At 68.4% G+C, this 22,999-nt stretch carries 22 protein-coding genes and 1 pseudogene; 5 read left to right on the top strand and 18 right to left on the bottom strand.

Annotation, left to right across the window (positions count from 1 at the left end; genetic code table 11):
* Positions 1 to 323: 323 nt before the first annotated feature.
* From lsr2 to ACZ50Z_RS18155, 14 genes and pseudogenes are all read right to left on the bottom strand, one after another.
* A complete protein-coding gene (gene lsr2 / locus ACZ50Z_RS18090) occupies positions 324 to 662 on the bottom strand; it encodes a histone-like nucleoid-structuring protein Lsr2 (protein WP_008263502.1) in 339 nt (112 codons plus the stop codon).
* 127 nt (positions 663 to 789) lie between these two features.
* A complete protein-coding gene (gene lysS, locus ACZ50Z_RS18095) occupies positions 790 to 2,286 on the bottom strand; it encodes a lysine--tRNA ligase (RefSeq protein WP_464484779.1) in 1,497 nt (498 codons plus the stop codon).
* A gap of 50 nt (positions 2,287 to 2,336) precedes the next feature.
* Positions 2,337 to 3,152 (bottom strand): type III pantothenate kinase, encoded by an 816-nt coding sequence (locus ACZ50Z_RS18100; protein WP_464484780.1) that lies wholly within the window; start codon positions 3,150 to 3,152, stop codon positions 2,337 to 2,339.
* Between the two features lie 2 nt (positions 3,153 to 3,154).
* Positions 3,155 to 3,574, bottom strand: a complete 420-nt coding sequence (gene panD, locus ACZ50Z_RS18105) for an aspartate 1-decarboxylase (protein WP_464484781.1) — start codon at positions 3,572 to 3,574, stop codon at positions 3,155 to 3,157.
* A complete protein-coding gene (gene panC / locus ACZ50Z_RS18110) occupies positions 3,574 to 4,512 on the bottom strand; it encodes a pantoate--beta-alanine ligase (protein WP_464484782.1) in 939 nt (312 codons plus the stop codon). Before panC ends, panD begins: the two co-directional genes overlap by 1 nt.
* Positions 4,509 to 5,420: a Rossmann-like and DUF2520 domain-containing protein gene (locus tag ACZ50Z_RS18115; RefSeq protein ID WP_464484783.1), complete on the bottom strand. Its 912-nt coding sequence runs from the start codon at positions 5,418 to 5,420 to the stop codon at positions 4,509 to 4,511. The genes panC and ACZ50Z_RS18115 overlap by 4 nt, the downstream gene beginning before the upstream one ends.
* Positions 5,421 to 5,535: 115 nt before the next feature.
* Complete coding sequence (locus ACZ50Z_RS18120; protein WP_464484784.1) at positions 5,536 to 6,948, bottom strand: DUF6779 domain-containing protein; 1,413 nt, start codon at positions 6,946 to 6,948, stop codon at positions 5,536 to 5,538.
* 87 nt (positions 6,949 to 7,035) lie between these two features.
* Positions 7,036 to 7,512: a DUF3180 domain-containing protein gene (locus ACZ50Z_RS18125; RefSeq protein WP_464484785.1), complete on the bottom strand. Its 477-nt coding sequence runs from the start codon at positions 7,510 to 7,512 to the stop codon at positions 7,036 to 7,038.
* The gene (gene folK / locus ACZ50Z_RS18130; protein ID WP_464484786.1) at positions 7,512 to 8,060 is read right to left on the bottom strand and encodes a 2-amino-4-hydroxy-6-hydroxymethyldihydropteridine diphosphokinase; all 549 of its coding nucleotides are present in this window, start codon (positions 8,058 to 8,060) and stop codon (positions 7,512 to 7,514) included. Before folK ends, ACZ50Z_RS18125 begins: the two co-directional genes overlap by 1 nt.
* A 108-nt stretch (positions 8,061 to 8,168) precedes the next feature.
* A complete protein-coding gene (gene folB, locus ACZ50Z_RS18135; RefSeq protein WP_464486295.1) occupies positions 8,169 to 8,540 on the bottom strand; it encodes a dihydroneopterin aldolase in 372 nt (123 codons plus the stop codon).
* Positions 8,532 to 9,372, bottom strand: a pseudogene (gene folP / locus ACZ50Z_RS18140) (dihydropteroate synthase); the annotation flags it as partial. The pseudogene folP and the gene folB, both read right to left, overlap by 9 nt.
* On the bottom strand, positions 9,369 to 9,971 hold the full coding sequence (folE, locus tag ACZ50Z_RS18145) for a GTP cyclohydrolase I FolE (protein ID WP_464484787.1): 603 nt from the start codon (positions 9,969 to 9,971) through the stop codon (positions 9,369 to 9,371). The gene folE and the pseudogene folP, both read right to left, overlap by 4 nt.
* Before the next feature lie 16 nt (positions 9,972 to 9,987).
* A complete protein-coding gene (gene ftsH, locus ACZ50Z_RS18150; protein ID WP_464484788.1) occupies positions 9,988 to 12,414 on the bottom strand; it encodes an ATP-dependent zinc metalloprotease FtsH in 2,427 nt (808 codons plus the stop codon).
* Between the two features lie 140 nt (positions 12,415 to 12,554).
* Complete coding sequence (locus ACZ50Z_RS18155; RefSeq protein WP_464484789.1) at positions 12,555 to 12,968, bottom strand: VOC family protein; 414 nt, start codon at positions 12,966 to 12,968, stop codon at positions 12,555 to 12,557.
* Positions 12,969 to 13,019: 51 nt separating this feature from the next.
* Between ACZ50Z_RS18155 and ACZ50Z_RS18160 the strand changes: the two genes are divergently transcribed.
* The 5 genes from ACZ50Z_RS18160 (at position 13,020) to ACZ50Z_RS18180 (ending at position 18,795) form a co-directional block, all read left to right on the top strand.
* Positions 13,020 to 14,000 (top strand): alpha/beta fold hydrolase, encoded by a 981-nt coding sequence (locus tag ACZ50Z_RS18160; RefSeq protein ID WP_464486296.1) that lies wholly within the window; start codon positions 13,020 to 13,022, stop codon positions 13,998 to 14,000.
* Complete coding sequence (locus ACZ50Z_RS18165; RefSeq protein ID WP_083019052.1) at positions 14,000 to 15,187, top strand: LLM class flavin-dependent oxidoreductase; 1,188 nt, start codon at positions 14,000 to 14,002, stop codon at positions 15,185 to 15,187. Before ACZ50Z_RS18160 ends, ACZ50Z_RS18165 begins: the two co-directional genes overlap by 1 nt.
* Complete coding sequence (locus tag ACZ50Z_RS18170) at positions 15,187 to 16,200, top strand: zinc-binding dehydrogenase (protein WP_464484790.1); 1,014 nt, start codon at positions 15,187 to 15,189, stop codon at positions 16,198 to 16,200. Before ACZ50Z_RS18165 ends, ACZ50Z_RS18170 begins: the two co-directional genes overlap by 1 nt.
* 33 nt (positions 16,201 to 16,233) lie before the next feature.
* Positions 16,234 to 17,823 carry an HNH endonuclease signature motif containing protein gene (locus ACZ50Z_RS18175; RefSeq protein ID WP_464484791.1) on the top strand — a complete coding sequence of 530 codons (1,590 nt, stop codon included), beginning with the start codon at positions 16,234 to 16,236 and terminating at the stop codon, positions 17,821 to 17,823.
* A gap of 234 nt (positions 17,824 to 18,057) precedes the next feature.
* Positions 18,058 to 18,795 (top strand): SIMPL domain-containing protein, encoded by a 738-nt coding sequence (locus ACZ50Z_RS18180; protein ID WP_464484792.1) that lies wholly within the window; start codon positions 18,058 to 18,060, stop codon positions 18,793 to 18,795.
* A gap of 60 nt (positions 18,796 to 18,855) precedes the next feature.
* On the opposite strand, the gene hpt is transcribed toward ACZ50Z_RS18180, so the two are convergent.
* The 4 genes from hpt to dacB are packed head-to-tail and all read right to left on the bottom strand — an operon-like array spanning position 18,856 to position 22,899.
* Positions 18,856 to 19,467: a hypoxanthine phosphoribosyltransferase gene (gene hpt / locus ACZ50Z_RS18185; RefSeq protein WP_464484793.1), complete on the bottom strand. Its 612-nt coding sequence runs from the start codon at positions 19,465 to 19,467 to the stop codon at positions 18,856 to 18,858.
* Between the two features lie 50 nt (positions 19,468 to 19,517).
* Entirely contained in the window at positions 19,518 to 20,480 is a 963-nt protein-coding gene (tilS, locus tag ACZ50Z_RS18190; RefSeq protein ID WP_464484794.1) for a tRNA lysidine(34) synthetase TilS, read from the bottom strand.
* Positions 20,459 to 21,517, bottom strand: a complete 1,059-nt coding sequence (locus tag ACZ50Z_RS18195) for a zinc-dependent metalloprotease (RefSeq protein WP_464484795.1) — start codon at positions 21,515 to 21,517, stop codon at positions 20,459 to 20,461. The genes tilS and ACZ50Z_RS18195 overlap by 22 nt, the downstream gene beginning before the upstream one ends.
* Positions 21,514 to 22,899 carry a D-alanyl-D-alanine carboxypeptidase/D-alanyl-D-alanine endopeptidase gene (gene dacB / locus ACZ50Z_RS18200; RefSeq protein ID WP_464484796.1) on the bottom strand — a complete coding sequence of 462 codons (1,386 nt, stop codon included), beginning with the start codon at positions 22,897 to 22,899 and terminating at the stop codon, positions 21,514 to 21,516. Before dacB ends, ACZ50Z_RS18195 begins: the two co-directional genes overlap by 4 nt.
* Between the last annotated feature and the right edge of the window lie 100 nt (positions 22,900 to 22,999).

The following is a 22,999-nucleotide window of genomic DNA, read 5'->3' on the forward strand; positions in this document are numbered from 1 at the left end:
TCCCTCAACATCGGTACAAACTAGTAAGCGGCCCTTCTAGCAACCCTGCCGGTCCCCTGTGGCCGGAATCGCGTACCTGCCATCCACTGTAATGGTCGGCTTGCCAGCGGGCCTAACCTTGTGCGGCCTCGTTCGCTGCGGACGCAACTAGGTCCTTGAAGCCCCAATCTCACCTGCCACCGCCTGCGGCGTTACGCGCCGTATGGACAAGAAACGTTGCGAAGTCCCAATTCGTTTCCCGGCACGCCCCACCATCATTTCGCGCCGAGCGAAACGACAAACCGGCGCCCGGGCCTGGGACCCGGACGCCGGTTTGAAGACGGTCAGGTTGCCGCGTGGAATGCGTCGATGACGTCGGCCGGGATGCGGCCGCGCGTCGACACGTTGTGCCCGTTGCGGCGGGCCCATTCGCGGATCGCTGCGCTCTGCTCACGGTCGATGGCGCCGCGGCCCCGTCCCGACCCGGAACGGCCGCGCCGGCGACCGCCGACGCGGCGACCGGCTTCCACCCATTGCTTCAGATCTCCGCGAAGTTTCGCGGCATTCTTGGACGAAAGATCAATCTCATAGGTCACCCCGTCAAGCCCGAATTCGACCGTTTCGTCGGCTGCGCCGGCACCGTCGAAATCATCGACCAAGGTGACGGTCACTTTTTTTGCCATTGGCTTACCCTCGCATTTCGTCCTGAGCGGTTGCTGAGCAGATTCGAACGACCTCCCCGGTCACCAATCTGCCATAACAACGCAGCATACTCAATCTGTACGGACGCTGCAGGGTTGAGCTTTTCGACTACGAGTGCGGCCGAACAATGGGGAACAAAACTGTCTCCCGAATTGACAGTCCAGTCAAAGTCATCAACAACCGGTCGATACCCATTCCGGTTCCGGTACATGGCGGCATCGCATACTCGAGTGCGGCAAGAAAATCTTCATCGAGCGCCATCGCCTCGTCGTCGCCGGCGGCCGCCGCACGCGCCTGGGCGGCGAACCTCTCGCGCTGCACGACCGGATCGTTCAACTCCGAGTAACCGGTGGCCAGTTCGACCCCGCGCACATACAGATCCCACTTCTCGGTGACGCCCGCAATGCTGCGGTGCTGACGCGTCAAAGGTGTTGTCTCGACCGGGAAGTCCCGCACGAACGTGGGTGCGACGAGCGAGTTGCCCACCGTGTGCTCCCACAACTCCTCGACGATCTTTCCGTGTCCGTAGCCGCGGTCGCGCGGAATCTCGACACCGAGCCGATCAGCGATGCCGAGCAGCGTTTCCACCGTCGCCTCCGGCGTGATCTCTTCACCGAGCGCCGCCGACAGCGACGGGTACATTTCTATAGAAGCCCATTCTCCGTCTATGTCGTAGACACTGCCGTCGGGCAGCGGTAGTTGTCTGGTTCCGATCGCCTCGTCGGCGACCTCTTGAATAAGCTCGCGCGTGACTACCGCCGAATCGTCATACGTTCCGTACGCCTGGTAGGTCTCCAGCATGGAAAATTCGGGAGAATGCGTGGAATCCGCACCTTCGTTTCGAAACACGCGATTTAGTTCGAAAACTCTGTCGAAACCACCGACGACACAGCGCTTGAGGAACAGTTCCGGTGCGATCCTCAGGTAGAGATCGATGTCCAGCGCATTGGAATGTGTGATGAACGGCCGCGCGGCCGCGCCGCCGGCCAGCGTCTGCAACATTGGGGTTTCGACTTCGAGAAAGCCGCGCCGTTCCAATGCGTTGCGGATGGCGCGGATGACCGCGATTCGCTGCCTGGCCACCGCGCGCGCCTGCGGGCGGACGATCAGGTCGACGTAGCGCTGCCGCACCCGCGCTTCTTCACTCATCTCCTTGTGCGCGACGGGCAGCGGACGCAACGACTTGGACGCCATTCGCCACGAATCGGCCAGCACGGACAATTCGCCGCGCCGCGAGCTGATCACGTTGCCGTGCACGTAGACGATGTCGCCCAGATCGACATCGGCCTTCCACGCGTCGAGGGATTCCTGGCCCACCTTGTCGAGGCTGACCATCACCTGCAGGGTGGTGCCGTCGCCCTCCTGCAGCGTGGCGAAGCAGAGCTTTCCCGAGTTGCGGGCGAAGATCACCCGGCCGGCGACGCCGACGAGGTCGTCGGTGGCGGTGTCGACCGGCAGGTCGGGGTGGGCGGCGCGGACCTGCGCCAGCGTGTGGGTGCGATCGATGGCAACCGGGTAGGGGTCGCGCCCCTCGGCGAGCAGCCGAGCGCGCTTGTCCCGGCGGATCCGGTACTGCTCGGGAATATCTAGGTCGTCGGCACTCACGACGTGCCAGCTTAAATCAACTCGCGCGGCCGGTTGGACCGGCGGGCGTCCTACCGGGCCGTCTTCAGCCGGCCGCGCTGGGCGTCGCGGTTGCGTTCGAAGACCAGCCGCAGGCCGTGCAGGGTCAGGTGCTGTTCGTGGTGGGTGACGGTTTGCAGCTCGGGCAGCAGCAGGGGCGCCGTGTGTCCGGTGGCCACGATCGCGACGTCGTCGCCGGCGAACCCGTCCACGTCCTCACGGATGCGTCCGACCAGGCCGTCGACCAGCCCGGCGAATCCGAACACCGCCCCGGCCTGCATGCATTCGACGGTGTTCTTGCCGATCACCGAACGGGGCCGGGTCAACTCGACGCGGCGCAGCGCGGCCGAGCGGGCCGCAGCGGCATCGGAGGAAACCTGCAGCCCGGGCGCGATCGCGCCGCCGAGGAATTCACCCTTGGCCGACACGACGTCCACGCAGATCGAGGATCCGAAGTCGATGACGATGGCGGCCTTGCCGAACTTGTGAAAGGCCGCCAGGCAGTTGACGATTCGGTCGGCGCCCACCTCTTTGGGATTGTCCACCAGCAGCGGGATGCCGGTGCGCACCCCGGGCTCGATCAGCACGTGGGGCACCGACGGCCAGTACTGGTCGAGCATGAGCCGCACCTCGTGCAGCACCGAGGGGACGGTCGACAGCGCGGCGGCGCCGGTGAGCCGCTCCGAATCGTCGCCGATCAATCCGTCGATGGTCAGCGCCAACTCGTCCGCGGTGATCTCTGATTCGGTGCGAATCCGCCACTGCTGCACGACGTTTGCGTGCTCCTTGGCGCCCGAGATCAACCCGACGACGGTGTGGGTGTTACGGACGTCGATCGCCAGCAGCACGGCTACCGCGCAACGATCCGGGGATCCAGCAGCTCGGCCGCGTCTTCGGGCACGAACGCCGGGTCGTGGCCGAGGTCGACCGGCTTGTTGTCGGCGTCGACGAAGACGATCCGCGGCTGATAGGTCCGCGCCTCCGCCTCCTCCATGGTCCCGTACGAGATCAGGATCACCAGATCACCCGGGTGGACGAGATGTGCTGCCGCGCCGTTGATCCCGATCACGCCGCTGCCGCGCTCGCCAGTGATGGCGTAGGTGACGAGCCGGGCGCCGTTGTCGATGTCGACGATGGTCACCTGTTCGCCCTCGAGCAGGTCCGCGGCGTCCATCAGATCGGCATCGATGGTCACCGAGCCGACGTAGTGCAGGTCGGCCTGCGTGACGGTGGCCCGGTGGATCTTGGACCTGAGCATCGTCCGTAGCATCAATTCCTCCAAGGTGATTGGGCGTATTCGTGATTACCGTCCGGCCCAGAGGTGCCGGCGGGTGTTTCGATCTGCATTTCGATGTTGTCCAGCAGCCTGGTGGCGCCCAGCCGGGCCGCAACCAGCAGCCGCGCCGAGCCGTGCGCGGGCGGCGGCCCGAGCCCGCCGTCACGCAACTCGAGGTAGTCCACCGTGAGCGCGGGAACGGCGTCGAGCACCGCGCGCGCCGCGCCCAGCGCGGCCGCACCGCCGTGGTGCGCGGCATGGGCGGCGGCGGTCAGCGCGGCCGAAAGCGTCACGGCCAGTTCGCGTTGCGTGGGGTCCAGGTAGCGGTTGCGCGACGACATCGCCAGGCCGTCGGCCTCGCGGACGGTCGGCACCCCGACGACCTGGGCGTCGATGTTGAGGTCGGTGACCATCTGGCGGATCATTACCAGCTGCTGATAGTCCTTCTCGCCGAAGAAAATTCGGTCCGGACGCACGATCTGCAGCAGCTTGCACACGACGGTGAGGACCCCGGCGAAATGGGTGGGCCGGTGGTTGCCCTCGAGTTCGGCGGCCAGCGGTCCGGGCTGCACCGTGGTGCGCAAGCCATCGGGATACATCGCCGTGGCCGTTGGGGCGAAGACGATTTCGACGCCCTCTTCGCGCAGTAACGCAAGGTCGTCGTCCATGGTCCGGGGATAGGCGTCGAGATCCTCGTTGGCGCCGAACTGCAGCGGGTTGACGAAGATCGAGACCACGATCACCGATCCGGGCACCCGCTTGGCCGCACGCACCAAGGCCAGATGGCCGTCGTGCAGCGCGCCCATGGTGGGCACCAGCATCACCCGGCGTCCGGTGTGGCGCAGCGCGCGGCTGACGTCGGTGACGTCGCGCGGGTTCGGGTACAGGTTGAGTTCGCCCGCCTTGAAGGCCGGGGGCTTGCCGCGGGTCATCGCGCCAGCACCTCGACGACGTCTTGGGGGGCGTGCGCGCGCTGGGCCGTCCGCAGCGCGTTCGTCCGATACGCCTGCGCCAGTTCGGGTCCGACCTGTGCCAGCGCCGCCAGATGCCCGGCAACCGCGGCGGCGTCGCCGCGGGCGACCGGACCGGTAAGCGCGGCTTGCCCGCGTTGCAGCGTGTTCTCCAGCGCCGCCCGGGCCAGCGGACCGACGATGCGTTCGGCGATGCCGCCGGGCTGGTCGTCGACGGACTGTTGGCCGAGCAGTTCGCTGCCGTGCAGGGCGGCGCGCAGCGCCTCCAGCGCGTCGGCGAGCACGGTCACGATGTGGTTGCCCGCGTGGGCCAGCGCCGCGTGGTAGAGGACGCGGGCGTCCTCAGCCACGCAGAACGGTTCTCCGCCCATCTCCAAGACGAGCGACTGGCCGATCGCGTATCCGACCTCGTCGGCCGCCGTGATGCCGAAGCAGGTGTCCGGCAGCCTGCTGATGTCTTCGTCGGAGCCGGTGAACGTCATGGCCGGATGGATCGCCAACGGGATGCAGCCCTGGTGGGCCAGCGGCGCCAACACGCCGACCCCGTTGGCGCCGGACGTGTGGACGACGATGGTTCCGGGCCGGACGGCCGACGTCGCGGCAAGCCCGGATACCAGGCCGGCGAGTTCGCCGTCGGGGACCGCGAGCAGCAACAGTTCGGCGCCGGCGGCAACGTCCGGCGGGGTCGCCACCGGGGTATCGGGCAGCCGGCGCCCGGCCCGCTGCCGCGAAGCATGGGAGATGGCGCTGCACGCCACCACGACGTGGTCCGCGCGCTCCAGCGCGACACCGAGCGCGGTGCCCACCCGGCCGGCAGAGATGATTCCCACCTTGAGCCTGGCCGGGCGCAGACCGTCGAACTGCACCATCGCAGACGACCTCACAGATTTCTTGGTTCGTTCCGGTCCCACCTGGTGGGTACCGTTCGGTCACTAAAACTGTAGTCGATTACCAGGCGTTTCCCAATGTGAGGAAGCTCCCAGCTCAGCCTTCACGTCTGCGGCGCCGACCGCCTTCGGAGGGCTGCACCTGCAGGCGGGCCAGCAGGTCGGCCACCGACTGGCCGCCCGTCGAGGCCGTCTCGACGCCGGAATCGGCGACCTCCGGTTGCGGTTCACCGCCGTGCCGGGGCGCGTGCTCCGGTGCCGGCGGCGGCGCCAGCCGCGGCGGCGGGGGCGCGCCGGCGGGCGCACCCTGGTGCACCGGGGGCGCGGGCGGTGTGGGCGGCGCCGCGGGCGGCTCGCCGCCGGGAGCAAAATTGCGGACCCCGTAGTCGCGGTATTCCGCCGAGTGGCGCGACCGTGCCCGACGGCCGGACTCGGCGTAGGGCGGTGGGGGAAGCGGCTCGACGGGCAGGCCGTCCCAGGCTTCGTCCGGGGAATCTTCGCGGGATTCGTCGCGGGATTCGTCGGCGCCCGAATGCCGTGCGCGCCGCCGCCCTCCCGTCGATTCCCCGGGGGCGTCGGCACCGGCCCAGTTGCTGCCCGGTGACCCGGGCGGCAACCACTGCCCTTCCGCCGCTGCCGGCTGCCATTCCTGGCGTTGCCGATCGGGCTGGGGCTGCGTTTGGGGTCGCGGCTCGGCCTCGGGCGGGGCCTGCGGCTCGGGTTCCGGTTGCGGCGGCGGCTGGTGACGCGGTTCGAACCGCGCCTGCGGCGGCGGGGGGTAGGCGGGCTCCGGCGCCGGATACGCGGGTTCCTGGGCCGGTTCGTACTGGTAGCGGGCCCGTTCCCGGCGGGGTGACGGCGGCTGACGCGGCGGCAACAGGGGTTCTTCGGGCACGTCGATGATGGCCGTCTCGTCGGTGCGGCCGTGCGCGTTGTCCTGGGGCACCGACGTGACCCGGTCGCTGGACACCCAATCGACGGGGTTGTCGCGGGCGCCTTCCCCGTTGCGATCCCACTCGCTGTACGCGCGCTCCGCTTGCGGCTCGGACTCGACCGTCCCGAGCGCCGGGCGATGCGCGAGGTCGGTGTCGAAAAGGATTTCCAGGCTGGTGCGCAATGCGCTCAGTTCCGCGCGCAGCTCGGCCAGATCGTCGTCGGCCTGTGCGCGCAGCTCGGAGGCCAGCTCGCGACGCAGCTGCGACTCCACCGTCAGTTCGTATTCGCGCCGGGCTGAGATCTCCCGGTCGAGCTGGAGGTCGTAGACCAGCTTGAGGTCGCGCACGCGGGCCTGGTCGGCGTCGCTTTGCCGGCGATAGAGCACGGAAACAAAGGCGCCGGCGACTGCGGCCCACAGCGCCAGGATTACAGCGAGCTTGAGGAGTTCCACCCGATTGGTGAAAACCAATGCGGAACTGGCACCTATCGCGAGGACCAGCAACGCGGTCAAGAGCACCCACCCCGGCCTGCGGCCGCCGCGCCGGACCCGGGCGCCGCGGGACAGAACGGTCATGGCCTGACTGTACCTGCGCGAGGTCAATCCGCGTGTCGCCCGACTCCGGCGATTCTCACCTGGGTTGATCCGCGAATCCGCCGGCGGCTAGGTTTCGGCGCCCTCGCCGTGCTCGGTCGGATCGTAAGGGGACTTGCAGCAATGTTGCAGCCACAGGGCGGCGACCACCAATGCCAGCGCGCTGACGGCCGCCACCACCGCTCCGGAGGTGTCCTCGGCGGCGGCCCGCAGCCAGGACCGTCGCGGCAGGAAGTACACCAGCACCCCGACCCACCAGCCCAGCATCAACGCGCCCACCCATGCCGACGCCTTGGCGACTACCAGGCTGCGTGCCACCGCGAGCGGATGCAACCGGCCCGCACCGGAGCCGATTTCGCCTTCGGTGATCTTGGCGCGCACATAACGCGCCCACAGCGCCTCGGCGACGGCCACCGCCAGCAGCGACAGGCCGGTCCACACCGTGATCGGGGGAAACCACCGATACAGGCCATTGACCAGTAGGTAACCCACGACGGCAGCGCCGACCATCGCGGCCGTGAGGTCACGCTTGCGGGTGGGTCCCATCAGGCGTCGGGCCCCCGATCGACGGGGGATTTGCCGTCCGGTCTCAGCGTCAGGCCGGTCAGCCGCACACCCTCGCGGTCGGCCTCTTCCAGCTGTGCGAGCAGGCCGGCGACCGGTTGCGGTCCGCCGGCCAGCGTCAGTCGTGCGTCCGGGTCGACGGCCAGCCACGGGATCAACACGAAGGCCCGCAGATGCGCCAGCGGGTGCGGCAGCGTCAGGTTGTTCTCCCGGGAGGTCACCTCGGTTTGCCCGTAGCAGGCGATGAGGTCGACGTCGAGGGTGCGCGGCCCCCATCGCTCGCCGCGGACCCGGCCCGCCACACGCTCGAACTCCTGCGCCCGGGCCAGCCAGCCCTGCCCGTCGCAGGCCGGGTCGTCGGCGATCAGCACCGCGTTGAGGAACGGCGCCTGATCCATCCGGCCCCACGGGTCGGTCTCGTACACCGGCGACACGGCGAGCACCGTGTCCCCCAGCCCGTCGACGACCGACTGCAATCGCGCCAGCCGGTCACCCAGGTTGGAGCCGATGGAAAGCACCACTCTGGTCATAGGCGCCACTCCTCGATCCCGGCCGCGCCGGGATCATCGTCGTCACCGCGCGTCATAGGCGCCACTCCTCGATCCCGGCCACGCCGGCATCATCGTCGTCACCGCGCGTCATAACGGCACCACCGAACCTCGGCCCCCGCGCCGCGAGCGCCGCACCACCACCGAGACGTCGGCGAACTCCTGCGGGATCGGCGCCTGCGGCTTGTGCACCGCCACCTCGACGGCGTGCACGCGTTCGTCGTCCATCACCCGGTCGGCGATCTGGGCGCCGACGGTTTCGATCAGGTTGCGCGCGGGTCCCGCCACGACGTCGGCCGCCAGCTGCGCCAGCGCCCCGTAGTCGTAGGTGTCGGCCAGGTCATCAGTGGCGGCGGCGGAGGCCAGGTCGATCCACACCGTGACATCGACGACGAAGTCCTGCCCGTTCGCGCGCTCGTGGTCGAAAACACCATGTCGTCCGCGAACCTTCAACCCGCGCAACTCGATTCGATCAGCCATTCGACCACGCCCCGACCACCTTGAGCGCATCGACCGTGGCCCGCACGTCGTGCACCCGCACCCCCCAGGCCCCGTGCAGCGCGGCCAGCGCGGAGATCACCGCGGTCGCCGTCTCCCGCCCGTCGGGCGGCCGCGGGGAGCCGTCGGGCCCGGCCAGCAACGTGCCGAGGAAGCGTTTGCGCGACGCACCCAGGAGCACCGGGATGCCCGTGGCGACCAATTGTGGCAGCGCATGCAGTAGCGCCCAATTGTGTTGTCCCGTCTTGGCGAATCCCAGCCCGGGATCGATCATCAGCTGAGCGGGATCGACGCCGGCGGACACCGCGGCGTCGACGCTGGCAAGCAGCTCGGCGCGCACCTCGGCGACCACGTCGCGGTAGTTCGGCGCCGCGTGCGGACGCTCGGCCGAAACGGAGCGCCAATGCATCAGCACCCAAGGCACTTTCGCCTCGGCCAGCAGCGGCGCCATGGCGGGATCGGCCCGGCCGCCGGACACGTCGTTGACGATCCGCGCGCCGCTGCACAGCGCCGCCCGCGCGACATCGGCGTGCATGGTGTCGATGCTCACCGTAATGCCTTGCGAAGCAAGCTCTTTGACGACGGGTATGACTCTGGAGGTCTCGACACGGGGATCGACGCGCGTGGCGCCGGGACGCGTCGATTCTCCCCCGACATCGACGATGCCGGCGCCGTCGGCCACCAGCGCCAATCCCTGTGCCACGGCTTCGTCGGGGTCGAGATATCGGCCGCCGTCGGAGAACGAATCGTCAGTGACGTTCAGAACTCCCATTACCTGCACAGGCGCCAGGCTCACTTCCGCAGGATGAGATCGAGCGCTTCGGCTCGAGAAGCGGCGTTGGTTTTGAACAACCCTCGCACCGCCGAGGTCGTCGTGGTAGCTCCGGGCTTGCGGACACCGCGCATCGCCATACACAGGTGCTCCGCCTCGACCACGACGATCACCCCGCGCGGATTGAGCTTTTTCACCAGGGCGTCGGCGATTTGGCTGGTGAGCCGCTCCTGCACCTGGGGTCGTTTGGCGTAGAGATCGACCAGTCGCGCGATCTTCGACAGTCCGGTGACCCGGCCGTCGTTGCCCGGGATATAGCCGACGTGGGCCACCCCGTGGAACGACACCAGGTGGTGTTCGCACGTGGAGTACAGCGGGATTTCCTTGACCAGCACCAGCTCGTCGTGCTCCTCGTCGAACATGGTGTTCAACACGCTGTCCGGATCGGTGTAGAGCCCGGCGAACATCTCCTGGTAGGCGCGCGCGACGCGGGCCGGCGTTTCCCGCAGGCCGTGCCGGTCCGGGTCTTCGCCGATCGCGTACAGCAACTCGCGGACCGCGGCCTCGGCACGGTCCTGGTCGAAGATCCGCATCTGGGACATCGCGGTGTCCGGCAGTGCCATCGAATCCTCCGTCTGTTCAGCCGTGGGCCGGCGGATTGGACCGGCTTACGTCGTCATCCTGCCGGTCGGGCGAGCCACCCTGCGGGGCGGGCTGGGCCGGCGGGGGATATGGCGGATACGGCGGCTGCGCCTGACCCTGCTGACCGGAACGACCCGGCCCGCCCGGATAGCCCTGCTGGTGGCCCGCATGGCCCTGCTGACCGGGATACGGCTGCGGGCCCGGGTAACTCGGCGCCGGTTGCTGCCAATAGGGCTGTTGCCCGGGCTGCGCCGGCGGGTGCCAGTAGTTCGGCTGCTGCTGCGGCTGCTGCGATTGCTGCGGCGGCCATCCCGGCGCGCGCCAACCGGCCGGCGCGCCGTAGTCGGGTTGGGTGGGCCCGTTAGGCGCACCCTTACCGCTGCCCTGGCTACCGTGAGAACCGTTGCCGCCGTTAGCGTTTCGATCAGCCTCTAGCCGGGCCGCTTCGCTGGCCCGCGCGATGGCCGCCTTGAAGGCCGGCTCGGGGGTGGGCGGCGGCCAGGGCTCGCCACGCTCGATGGCCAGCTCGCCGGGGGTTTTGATCGGCGGCTTGTCCGACGGGATGCGGCCCCCGAAATCGTCGAACATGGTGAGGCGCGGGCGCTTTTCGACGCCCGAGAAGATGCTTTCCAGCTCGGCTCGGTGCAGGGTTTCCTTTTCCAGCAACTCGCCAGCCAGGGTGTCGAGGATGTCGCGGTATTCGGTGAGGATTTCCCACGCCTCGGTGTGGGCGGCCTCGATCAGCTTGCGGATCTCGTCGTCGATGTCGCGGGCGACCTCGTGCGAATAGTCGGCCTGTGTTCCCATGGTGCGGCCCAGGAACGGGTCGCCGTGTTCCGAACCGTATTTGACTGCACCGAGTTTGGAGCTCATTCCGAACTCGGTGACCATGGCGCGCGCGATCTTGGTGGCCTGTTCGATGTCGGACACAGCGCCGGTCGTGGGCTCGCGAAACACCAACTCCTCGGCGGCGCGTCCGCCCATGGCGAACACCAACTGCGCGATCATCTCCGAGCGGGTCCGCAGGCCCTTGTCCTCCTCGGGCACCGCCACCGCGTGCCCGCCGGTGCGGCCGCGCGCCAGGATCGTCACCTTGTAGATCGGCTCGATGTCGGGCATCGCCCAGGCCGCCAGGGTGTGGCCGCCTTCGTGATAGGCGGTGATCTTCTTTTCCTGCTCGCTGATGATGCGGCCCTTGCGGCGCGGGCCGCCGATCACCCGGTCCACCGCTTCCTCCAGGGCGGCGCTGGTGATGACCGTGCCGTTCTCGCGGGCGGTGAGCAGCGCGGCCTCGTTGATGACGTTGGCCAGGTCGGCGCCGGTCATGCCGACGGTCCGCTTGGCCAGCCCGGCGAGGTCGGCGTCCGGACCGATCGGCTTGCCCTTGGAGTGCACCTCCAGTACCGCTTTGCGGCCGGCGAGATCCGGGTTGGACACCGGGATCTGCCGGTCGAAACGGCCGGGGCGCAGCAGCGCCGGGTCCAGAATGTCCGGCCGGTTGGTGGCCGCGATCAGAATGACGCCCGCCCGCGGGTCGAACCCGTCCATTTCGACCAGCAACTGGTTCAGCGTTTGCTCGCGCTCGTCGTGCCCGCCGCCCAGGCCCGCGCCGCGCTGGCGGCCTACCGCGTCGATCTCGTCGACGAAGATGATGCACGGATTGTTCTGTTTGGCCTGGTCGAACAGGTCTCGTACCCGTGACGCGCCGACGCCGACGAACATCTCGACGAAGTCGGAGCCCGAAATGGTGAAGAACGGGACGCCGGCCTCGCCGGCCACCGCCCTGGCAAGCAGGGTCTTACCGGTGCCGGGCGGACCGTAGAGCAGCACGCCCCTGGGGATCTTGGCGCCCAGCGCCTGATAGCGACCGGGATTCTGCAGGAAGTCCTTGATCTCGTAGAGCTCTTCGACCGCCTCGTCGACGCCGGCGACGTCGGCGAACGTGGTCTTGGGCATGTCCTTAGAGAGCTGTTTGGCGCGCGATTTGCCGAATCCGAAGCCCATCCGGGCGCCGCCCTGCATGCGGGAGAACATCACGAACAGCCCCACCAACAACAGCAGCGGCAGGACGTACACCAACAGCTCGCCCAGAATGCTGCCCTGGTTGACGACGGTGCTGACCTTCGCGTTCTTGGCGGTCAGCGCGTTGAACAGGTCGACCGCATACCCGCTGGGATATTTGGTGATGACCTTGTCGGAGTTGTCCGTGTCGCCATTGCCCTTCTTCAGGGTCAGGCGCAGCTGCTGTTCGCGATCGTCGATCTGTGCGCTTTTGACGTTGTCGCCGTTGATTTGGGACATCGCCACGGACGTGTCGACGGGCTTATAGCCGCGAGTGTCGTCGCTGAAGTAGAAGAATGACCAGCCGAGCAGCACCACGACAGCAATCGCCGTGACGGTGCGAATAACGTTTTTCCGGTTCATCAATCATCGGCCTTGCCGGCCAGGTCCTTCCCCGATATACACGCAGCTGGAAAAGTCCAGGCTACCGCCTGTGGCGATCGCCAGCTCCGGCAGAGCCGGGGCTGCTTAGTTAACGACGGACAGTTCCCGAACCGATCGCCTCACTCGTAGTAGCGGGCCTCGATGACATTGCCGTCCGGATCGGCGAAGTAGTACGTGTGCGGCGACCATCCGCGCGCTCCGAAGCTGTGGTGCAGCCGCACGCTGGTGTCCACGCCGGCTGCCTGCAGGCGCGCCTCGAGCGCGTCGTATTCGGCCTTCGACAGGGCAAGGCAGACGTGGTTGACGGGTTGGCCGGCGCTTCCTTCGGCGACCGCGGAGGACGCCGCGCCGGAAGCCATCTCGAGTGGCATCAGGTCGATGATGGAGTCCTCGGACACCCGCACGCTCGGGAACGGCGCCTCGGCGGCCTCGAACTCGGCGAACCGCACCGGCGCCAGCCCGACGACCCGCGAGTAGAAGTCCATCGCCGCGCGCGGATCCTTCGTCCACAGAACTACGTGGTCCAATCGCATGCACAAATTATGCTGCGCGGAGTCAAAGAGGCCCTTCTCAGTGCGCAACCGTTGTGCTTTGGTGAGACGGTGCCCCCAACCCAACGGTTAGTAGATACCAATGGTGTGCGGCTGCGGGTGACTGAAGCGGGCGACCGCGGCGCGCCCGTGGTGATCCTGGCTCACGGTTTTCCCGAACTGGCCTACTCCTGGCGCCACCAGATCGACGTCCTCGCGCAAGCCGGCTACCACGTGCTGGCACCCGATCAGCGCGGGTACGGAGGTTCGGATCGCCCGGATGCCGTCGAGGCGTACGACATTCACCAGTTGACCGGAGATCTGGTCGGTCTGCTCGACGACGTCGGCGCCGAGCGGGCCGTGTGGATCGGGCACGACTGGGGCGCAGCCGTGGTGTGGAACGCCCCGCTGCTGCACCCCGACAGGGTCGCGGCCGTCGCCGCGCTCAGCGTGCCGGTGACGCCACGCCCGCACGTGGCGCCCACCCAGGCCTGGCGAAAAATGTTCGGCGAGAACTTCTTCTACATCCTGTACTTTCAGGAGCCCGGCGTGGCCGACGCCGAGCTGAATGCCGATCCGGCGCAAGTGATCCGACGGATGATGGGCAGCTTACGGACATCCGATGACAAGGCCGCAGGGCTGCGGATGGTTGCGCCGGGTCCCGAGGGATTCGTCGAACGCCTTGCCGAACCCGACGGGCTCCCGGACTGGATAAGCCAGGACGAGCTCGACCACTACGTCGCCGAATTCTCGCGGACCGGCTTCACCGGCGGTCTGAACTGGTACCGCAATTTCGACCGCAACTGGGAGACCACCCCCGAACTCGACGGCGTCAAGATCTCGGTTCCGTGTCTGTTCATCGGCGGGACGGCCGATCCGGTCCTGTCGTTCACCCGCGCCGACCGCGCCGCCGAGGCGATTTCCGGTCCATACCAACAGGTGATGATCGACGGCGCCGGGCACTGGCTGCAGCAGGAGCGCCCCGACGAGGTGAATGCGGCCTTACTGGAATTCCTCAACGGATTGGAGCTTTGATGAGCGCGCCCCTGCGTTTCGGTGTCTTTATCACCCCGTTTCACCCCGTCGGTCAATCCCCAACGGTTGCACTGGAATACGACATGGAACGCGTCGTCGCGCTGGATCGGCTCGGCTTCGATGAAGCGTGGTTCGGCGAACACCACTCCGGGGGCTACGAGCTGATCGCCTGCCCGGAGGTGTTCATCGCCGCAGCGGCCGAACGAACCAAGCACATCCGGCTGGGCACGGGCGTGGTGTCACTGCCCTATCACCATCCGCTGATGGTCGCCGACCGCTGGGTGCTACTGGATCATCTGACCCGCGGTCGGGTCATGTTCGGCACCGGCCCCGGCGCGCTGCCCTCGGATGCCTACATGATGGGCATCGACCCCGTCGAGCAGCGACGCATGATGCAGGAATCCCTCGAGGCCATCCTGGCACTGTTCCGCGCCGCACCCACCGAACGAATCGACCGGCACTCCGATTGGTTCACCCTGCGTGACGCCCAGTTGCATATCCGGCCTTACACCTGGCCCTATCCCGAAATCTCCACGGCGGCAATGATTTCTCCCTCGGGGCCGCGGCTTGCCGGCGCGCTGGGCACCTCGTTACTGTCGCTGTCGATGTCGGTGCCGGGTGGCTACGCCGCGCTGGAAACCACCTGGGACGTGGTCCGCGAACAGGCTGCAAAGGTCGGCCGGGACGAGCCGGACCGCGGCGACTGGCGCGTCCTGAGCATCATGCACATCGCCGACAGCCGCGAGCAGGCCATCGACGATTGCACCTACGGGCTGCAGGATTTCGCGAATTACTTCGGCGCCGCCGGGTTCGTCCCGCTGGCCAACAGCGTCGAAGGCACCCAGACGCCACACGAGTTCGTCGCCGACTATGCCGCCAAGGGCAATTGCTGCATCGGCACGCCCGAGGACGCCATCGCCCACATCGAAGACCTGCTCGACCGCTCTGGCGGATTCGGCACCCTGCTGATGCTCGGACACGACTGGGCCTCACCGGAGGCGACGCACCGCTGCTATGACCTGATGGCGCGCAAGGTGATTCCCCATTTCAAGCGTCAACTCGAAGCGTCCCGCGCATCCCACGAGTGGGCCAAAGGCAAACGTGACCAGTTGATCGGCCGGGCGGGCGAGGCCGTGGTCAAAGCCATCACCGAGCACGTGGACGAGCAGAAAGATGCGGTGCACTGATGCGCGCCTCGGTGTTGCGAGACGGCCGCATGGTCTACCGCGACGACGTGCCCGACCCGATACCCGAAACCGGGCAGGTACTTGTCGGGGTGCGAGCCTGCGGAATCTGCGGCTCCGACCTGCATTTCGCCGCCCACGGCGCCCAGGTGCTGGAAATGACCGCTCGTGCCGCGGGTGGCACTGGGGGCATGCACGTCGACCTTGACCACGACATCTTCATGGGTCACGAATTCAGCGCCGAGATCCTCGAAGCCGGCCCTGACACCGAGACCCATCCACCGGGAACCCTGGTCACGTCGCTGCCGGTGCTGTTGTCCGCCAAGGGTGTCGAGCCAATTGTGTACAGCAACAGCACAATCGGCGGCTACTCCGAACGTATGCTGCTCTCGGCACCGCTGCTGCTGCCCATCCCCAACGGCCTGGACTTCAAACACGCAGCGCTGACCGAACCCATGGCGGTGGGATTGCACGCCGTCAACAAGTCCAACATCGCACCCGGTGAGACGGCCCTGGTGCTGGGCTGCGGCCCGATCGGCATCGCCATCGTCGCCGCCCTCCGCTCCAACGGAATCGAAACCATTGTGGCATCCGACTTTTCGCCGAAGCGACGGGAGCTGGCCACCGCAATGGGAGCGCACCAGACGCTGGATCCGGCGCAGGGCTCGCCTTTCGACACGGTCAAGCCCGCGGTGGTGTTCGAGGCCGTCGGGGTGCCGGGCATCATCGATGACGTGCTGCTCCGGGCACGGCCGGGCACCCGCCTGGTGGTCGCCGGGGTGTGCATGCAACCCGACACCGTGCATCCGTTCTTCGCGATCGCCAAAGAGATCAACGTGCAATTCGTGCTCGCCTACACCCCCGACGAGTTCGGCGACTCGCTGCGCGCGCTGGCGGAGGGCGACATCGACGTCAGCCCGCTGATCACCGGCGAGGTGGGCCTGGATGCGGTCGGCGCGGCATTCGACGACCTGGCCGACCCCGAGCGGCACTGCAAGGTCCTCGTCACGCCCTGACAGCTGTCGTAGGGTCCGTCTATCATCGAACGTATGTTCGACATGCCTCAGGATCCCCCCGCTCTGGTAGCGGTGATCGAATCCACGCATCGGGAGGAATCGATGCTGGTGGCACGTCGCCTGGCGGCGGTAGCGGCCCTGCTCCGGCATCGTGTGGCCACCGCTGAGCGGCGCGAGCAAGAATACGCGGCGATCGACGGTTTCGAGCAGACCGCCGCCGAGGTCGCCGCCGCGATGAACCTCTCCCCGATGGGCGCCAGCTACCTGGTGTCGCACGCCGAGGTGCTCGATACCCGGCTGCCCAGGATTGCGGCCCTGCTGGCCGAGGGCAGAACGGACTGGCGCACCGTCCGCCTGATCATCACCCGCACCGACCTGGTCACCAACGGGGAGCTGATCGCCAGGCTCGACGAATCGCTCGCCGCGCGGATCGGTAACTGGCACGGCTGGTCGAGGCAGCGCATCGTCAACGCCGTCGACGCCTCCGTACGCGCCACCGACCCCGACGCTGTCCGCGAACGGCGCCTTGAGGCCGAGAACGAACGTCACATCGCGATCACCGCCTCATCCAACGGGATGGCCGAGATCAATGGCTCGGTCGCCGCGACGGCCGCGACCGCCTTCGACCGCCGGCTCTCGCAGCTCGCCAAGCAGGTATGCCCCGCCGACCCCCGGACGATGGACCAGCGCCGCGCCGATGCGTTGGCCGCGCTCGCCGCGAACCGCGGTTTGGCCTGCGGCTGTGGGCAACCGGACTGTCCCGCCCGCGCGCGCGGCCACGACCCCGATCGTGATCGAGCCGGCGCGCAGGTGGTCATCAACGTGGTGGCCGGCGAGCAAACCGTCTATGCCGAGGGCACCGAGCCCGGCTACCTGGAGGGCTACGGCGTCATCGACGCAGAACAGGTGCGCCAATTGGCCGCCGCCGCATCGTTACTCGTCGCCAATCCGGTGACGAGTCCGGTCGAGGCGTTGCGTTACCAACCGTCGGCGGCGCTGGAACGCGCCGTCCGGTGCCGCGATTTGACCTGCCGCTTCCCCGGGTGCAGCCGGCCGGCGATGGTCTGCGATCTCGACCACACCGTTCCGTTCAACCACCAGGATCCGGCGGCCGGTGGCCGGACCGTAGCGGAAAACCTCAAATGCCTGTGCCGCCAACATCATCGGCTGAAGACCTTCGGCGGATGGCGCGATGAACAATTGGCTGACGGCACCGTGATCTGGACGTCACCGACCGGTAGGACGTATCGGACCTCCCCTGCGGGCACCGATCTGTTTCCCCAGCCACGCGGTCCGGCGTGCGCGGTGCCGGTGCCGGTGCCCAAACGACGTAGCCGATCGCAACAACGAAGCTCGCGAATCACACAGGCGCGCAAACACAATCGCGATCAGCGGCCGATCAACGAAGCCCGGCGGCGGCTAGAACAGGACCGCAAAGACGAAATCGAAGCACGTAAATTCCGAAACCATATGCGCGACATGCTTTTCCTCTTTAAGGGAACACCGAGCACCAGCCCGTACTGCACCTGGGTGAACGATCCCCGGGAGCCGGAAGAGTTGCCGCCGGATTGGGTGCCCGACGTACCGGCCTTCCAGCCCTTGCCCGACGATCCACCCTTTTGACGCGTCCCAGAATCCCGGCTCGATCTTCGCATCACGCTCCCGCCCCTCGCGGGTGATCGCCACCCTGCTCGGGGTCGTCGCGGTGCGAGATTAAACGGACTCTCGCACAGGATCATTCGCATTGCTGACGCGACCGTCGCCAGCGCAGCCCCTCCCACAGGGTCGACGATGCCGCGGCTCGCCGCCATAGCAATCAATCACACGGACGGGGGTCCGGCGGCTAGGGTGCCAGGCATGCCGGTCACCACCAACGCCTCAAGTTTTGTCCGCCGATCGATCGCGGTGGCCGCGGCTTGCCTGACCGTCGCGGCGGCGTCGGCGTGCGACGAGCACAGCCCGTCGCAGCCCGGGGCGAACCCCCGGCAGGTAACGGTTGTGGGGACCGGGCAGGTGCAAGGAGTCCCGGACACGCTGACCGCCGACGTCGGCATCGAGTTCACTGCCCCCGACGTCACGACCGCGATGAACCAGACCAACGACCGTCAGCAGGCGGTCATCAACGCGCTGGTGGGCGCCGGCATCGACCGCAAGGACATCAGCACCACCGAGGTCACGCTGGCGCCGCAATACACCAACCCCGGACCCAACGGCACGGCCACGATCACCGGCTACCAGGCCACCAACGCCGTCGCCGTCAAGATCTATCCGCCCGACGCCGCGTCGCGGCTGCTGGCCCTCATCGTCGGCACGGGCGGTGACGCCACCCGGATCAGGTCGGTCCGCTATTCCATCGCCGACGATTCGCAGCTGGTCAAGGATGCCCGTGCGCGGGCGTTCAACGATGCCAAGAGCCGCGCCGAGCAATACGCCCAGCTGTCCGGGCTCCGGCTGGGCCGGGTGCTGTCCATCTCGGAGGCCACCGGCAACCCCCCGCCGGTCGGGGCGCCGCGCGCCATGCCGTCGATGGTCCCGCTCGAGCCCGGCCAGCAGACCGTCAACTTCTCGGTCACCGCGGTGTGGGAGCTGGACTGACCCGGCCGGATGGCGGCGACCCGCCGCGCCCGGCTTCGCCGCGCTTGCGATCGCCGCGAGCTACTGCTGATAGACCCTGGGGTCCAGGGTGCCGATGTAGGACAGGTCGCGGTAGCGCTCGTCGTAGTCGAGGCCGTAGCCGACGACGAAGTCGTTCGGGATGTCGAAGCCCACGTAGGCGATGTCGACGTGGGCGCCCTTCGCGTCCGGCTTGCGCAACAGCGTGCACACCCCCAGGGACCGCGGATGCCGCGTTTTGAGGTTGCGCAGCAGCCACGACAGGGTCAGGCCCGAGTCGACGACGTCCTCGACGATCAGCACATCGCGACCCTGAATGTCGCGGTCCAGGTCCTTGAGGATCCGCACCACGCCCGATGAGGACGTCGACGAGCCGTACGAGCTGACGGCCATGAATTCGAACTGCGTCGGCACGGGGATCGCGCGGGCCAGGTCGGTGACAAAGATCACTGCGCCCTTGAGCACCGTGATCAGCAGCAGGTCCTGGCCGGTCTCGCTCGCCGCGTCGCGGTAGCTCTCCCCGATTTCGCGGCCGAGTTCGGCGATTCGGGCCTGAATTTGCTCCGCCGTCAGCAGGACAGACTTGATATCCCCGGGGTAGAGCTCCGCGGGCTGGGCGGGGGTGATCGCCGAGGAGATCTGGGCCACGACCACAGAGTGCCACGCCGGCGGGTCAATAACCAACGGCGGCCCCGATATCGCGGCTAGTGCACCGGTTCGCGCCACAGCGTCAACACGCCGTCGCGGCGGCCCGCGAACAACCGCTCGCCGGGCACGGGCGACCCCACCGCCACCCCGCCCTGGCCGCGCCACGCGGTGACCAGGGTGTCGACTCCCCGAATCTGCTTGTCGGTCAGCCCCGTTGCACCGCCGGCCAGCAGCCAGGCCCGGATCACGCGACGCCGCACGGGCGCGTCCAGCGTCGCCAGCGTCGAGACCCGCAGCCCAGTCCCCGTCCTGGCATCGGGCAGCGCCCGGGCGGCCAGTGTGTCGATCAACTCGCCATCCTCCCGCAACGCGGTCGCGGTGCGGGCCAGCGCCTCGGCGACGCCCCCGCCGAGCACGTCTTCGAGCAGCGGCAATACCTCGGCACGCAGCCGGGTCCGGGTGAAGCGGCGGTCGCTGTTGTGCGGATCGCGCCACGCGGTCAGGCCCAGCTCCCGGCACGCCTCGTGCGTGACGGCACGTCGGACCCCTAGCAACGGCCGGCACCACGGCGGGTCGTAGGGACGCATCCCGGCGATCGAGCGCACCCCGGATCCGCGGCCCAGCCCCAGCAGCACCGTCTCGGCCTGGTCGTCGAGCGTGTGGCCCAACAGCACCGGGCCGTCGTGGTAGGCGGCCAGCGCGGCATAGCGGGCGGCACGCGCCGCCGCTTCGGGACCGCCTTGCGTGCCTACCCGTACCCGAACCACTTGCGCCGCAACGCATCCCAGTGCTGCAGCTTGGGCCCGGGCGGTTTCGGCGACGTCGGCCGAGTCGGGTTGCAGGCCGTGGTCGACCACCACGGCGGCGGTGGGGCGCAGCTGGGCGGCCACCGCGGTGAGCGCCAACGAATCCGGGCCCCCGGAGAGCGCCACGCACCATTGGTCGACGGTGGCCAGATGCGTCTTGACGAACGCCTCGATCGCCGCGCGCAGCCGGCCTACAGCACCCTGTCGATCCATCGCTGGGGATCTTCGATCTCGATGGGCAGCGGCAGCGTTTCGGGCCCGGTCCAGATGGCGTTGAAGCGCGCCATTCCCACCTGGCCCACGACATGGTCGACGAACGCCTTGCCGCGGGTGTACTGGCTGAGCTTGGCGTCGAGTCCGAGCAGCGCGCGCAGCAACCGCTGCAGCGGCGGCTGCTTGCGGTGGCGGCGCTCGTCGAAGCGGCGGCGGATGGTGGCCACCGACGGCACGGCCATCGGTCCGACGGCGTCCATCACGTGGTCGGCGTGGCCCTCCAGCAGCGTGCCCAGCACCAGCAGCTGATCAAGGGCATGCCGCTGGGGCTCGGACTGCACCGCGCGCACCAGACCGAGGATGCCCGCCGAGTTGGCGTCCGAGTCGGGATTGCCGCGATTGCGGGCGTAGTCGGCGAGCCGACCCGCCACCTCCGCCAGGTCGTCACCGGCGTCGCGGGTCAGCAGGCCGAGCGCCTGCGACATGTAGTCGGGCAGCCACGGGTTGGCGGTGAACTGCACCCGATGGGTGACCTCGTGCAGACACACCCAGAGCCGGAAATCGGACGGCTCGATGCGAAGCTGCCGCTCGACGGCGAGGACGTTCGGGTACACCAGCAGCAGGCAGCCAGCCTTGGAAGCAGCGAACGGGTCGTATTGGCCGAGAATCCCCGACGAGACATATGCCAGGACGGCGCCGGTCTGCGCGCCGGTGACGCGGCCCGTGAGGAACCCGCGCGGCTTCTCGGCGCCGTTCATCATCACCCGCATCGACTCGGCCGCGGCGGCGACCCATTCCGGCCGGTCGACGATGCGGGCGGCCGGCACCTGGCCCTTGTCAAAGCCGCCCGCGACCAGGCCGGTGACGTCACGGACCAAAGGCTCGGCTTTGGCCGCCGCCCCCACGAGTTCGTCGACCACCTGACGCCGGGTGTAGTCGCTGGACGGCGGTCCGGGCCGGGCCAGCCGCCGGCCGACCGTGGCCGCGAACCGCCAGTCGACCGCGGTGCCCAGCGTCAGCTCCTGCGCCGGGCTCATGAGCACCCGCAGAACCAGAGCTTGGTCGCCAGCGCGTCCATCACGTTGCGGCCGGTCGGTCCCGCGTCGTTGGAGATGAACGCGAAGGTGAGCACCCGGCCGCTGCGGTCGGTGAGCACACCGGCCAGCGCGTTGATATTGGTCAGCGAGCCGGTCTTTGCCCGCAACCAGCCGGCGGGACCCTGGCTGGTCGAGGCGTCGATGAACCGGTCGCCCAGTGTCCCGCTGCCGGCGGCGATCGGAAGCAGATCCAGCAGGGCCCGCAGCGACGGCTGGTCCGGACCGGCGGCGGCCTGCAGCACCCCGTCGAGCGTCTTGGCCGTCAGCCGGTCGTCGACCGAAAGCCCGCTGGAATCCAGCAGCGCCGCGCCCGCGGTGTCGACGTGCGCGGTGCTCAACCGGTTGGTCACCGCGTCGGCCGCGCCGGCGAAGCTGCGCGGCCGGTTGATCGCGGCCGCCACCTCCCGGGCGATGCATTCGGCCAGCACGTTGTCGGAATGGTCCATCATCTCGGACAGACGCTGGACCAACGGCGCCGACTCCACGACCGCCAGCTGCCGCGCTCCAGACGGTGCCGTCGCGGTCGTCACCGCAGCGGGATCGAGGTTCAGCGCCTTGGCCAGCTCGCGGCCGGCGTCCAGCGCCGGCGTCCGGGACCGCCGAGAGTTGACCGTGGTCGGCTGGATGCGTCCGGCGTCGATCATCACCGACTCGATCGGCGCGATGTCGCCGTTGTCGACGTCGGCGGGGTCCCAGCCCTGTGCCATCGTCGGGCCGCTGAACGCCGAGGTGTCCACCTGGACCGCGGTCGGGGTCACGCCGCTGCGCCGGATCTGTTCGACGAGGTCGCTGATGCGGGCCGCGCCCCGGTACCAGGTGTCCTGCCCGGGCGGCGCCGCGGACAGCACCGGATCGCCGGCGCCGACCAGCACGACGGGCCCCTGGGCGTTCTGGCTGCCGGCCACCACCCGCGTGCTGATCCGGGCCTGGCGGTCCAACGTCAGCAGGGCGGCGGCCGCCGTCAGCACCTTGTTGGTCGACGCGGGGACCAGCGGCATGTCGTCGCCAACCTGCCACAGCTCTTTTCCGGTGAGGGCGTCGGTGATCCGGCCACCCAGCCTGCCCAGGTTGGGATCGCCCGCCACCGGGGCCAGCGCGGCGCTCACGCCGGGCCCGCTGGGCAACTCGGCGGAGTCGCTCACCGGGACCATGCCGGGTTTGACCGTGGGCGCGTGCGGGGCCGGGATCGGGGCGCGCGCGCTGCCCGCGCCGTGCCCGGTCGTGGTGAAAAACGTCGCCGCCACCACCACGGCAGCGACGAACGCCAGCACGCCCAACCCGATGAACACTGGGGTGGATTTTTGCCAGCGAGTACGGGCCATCACTCTCCTGACTGTTTGAACCCATTCTGCCGAATCCGCGCCGATGGGCTCGACTAGGGTGTAGCAGAGCAAAATTGGCCTGCCCAAGCAGACACCCAGA

This window comes from Mycobacterium sp. NTMscope_MAC_269, assembly GCF_976985695.1.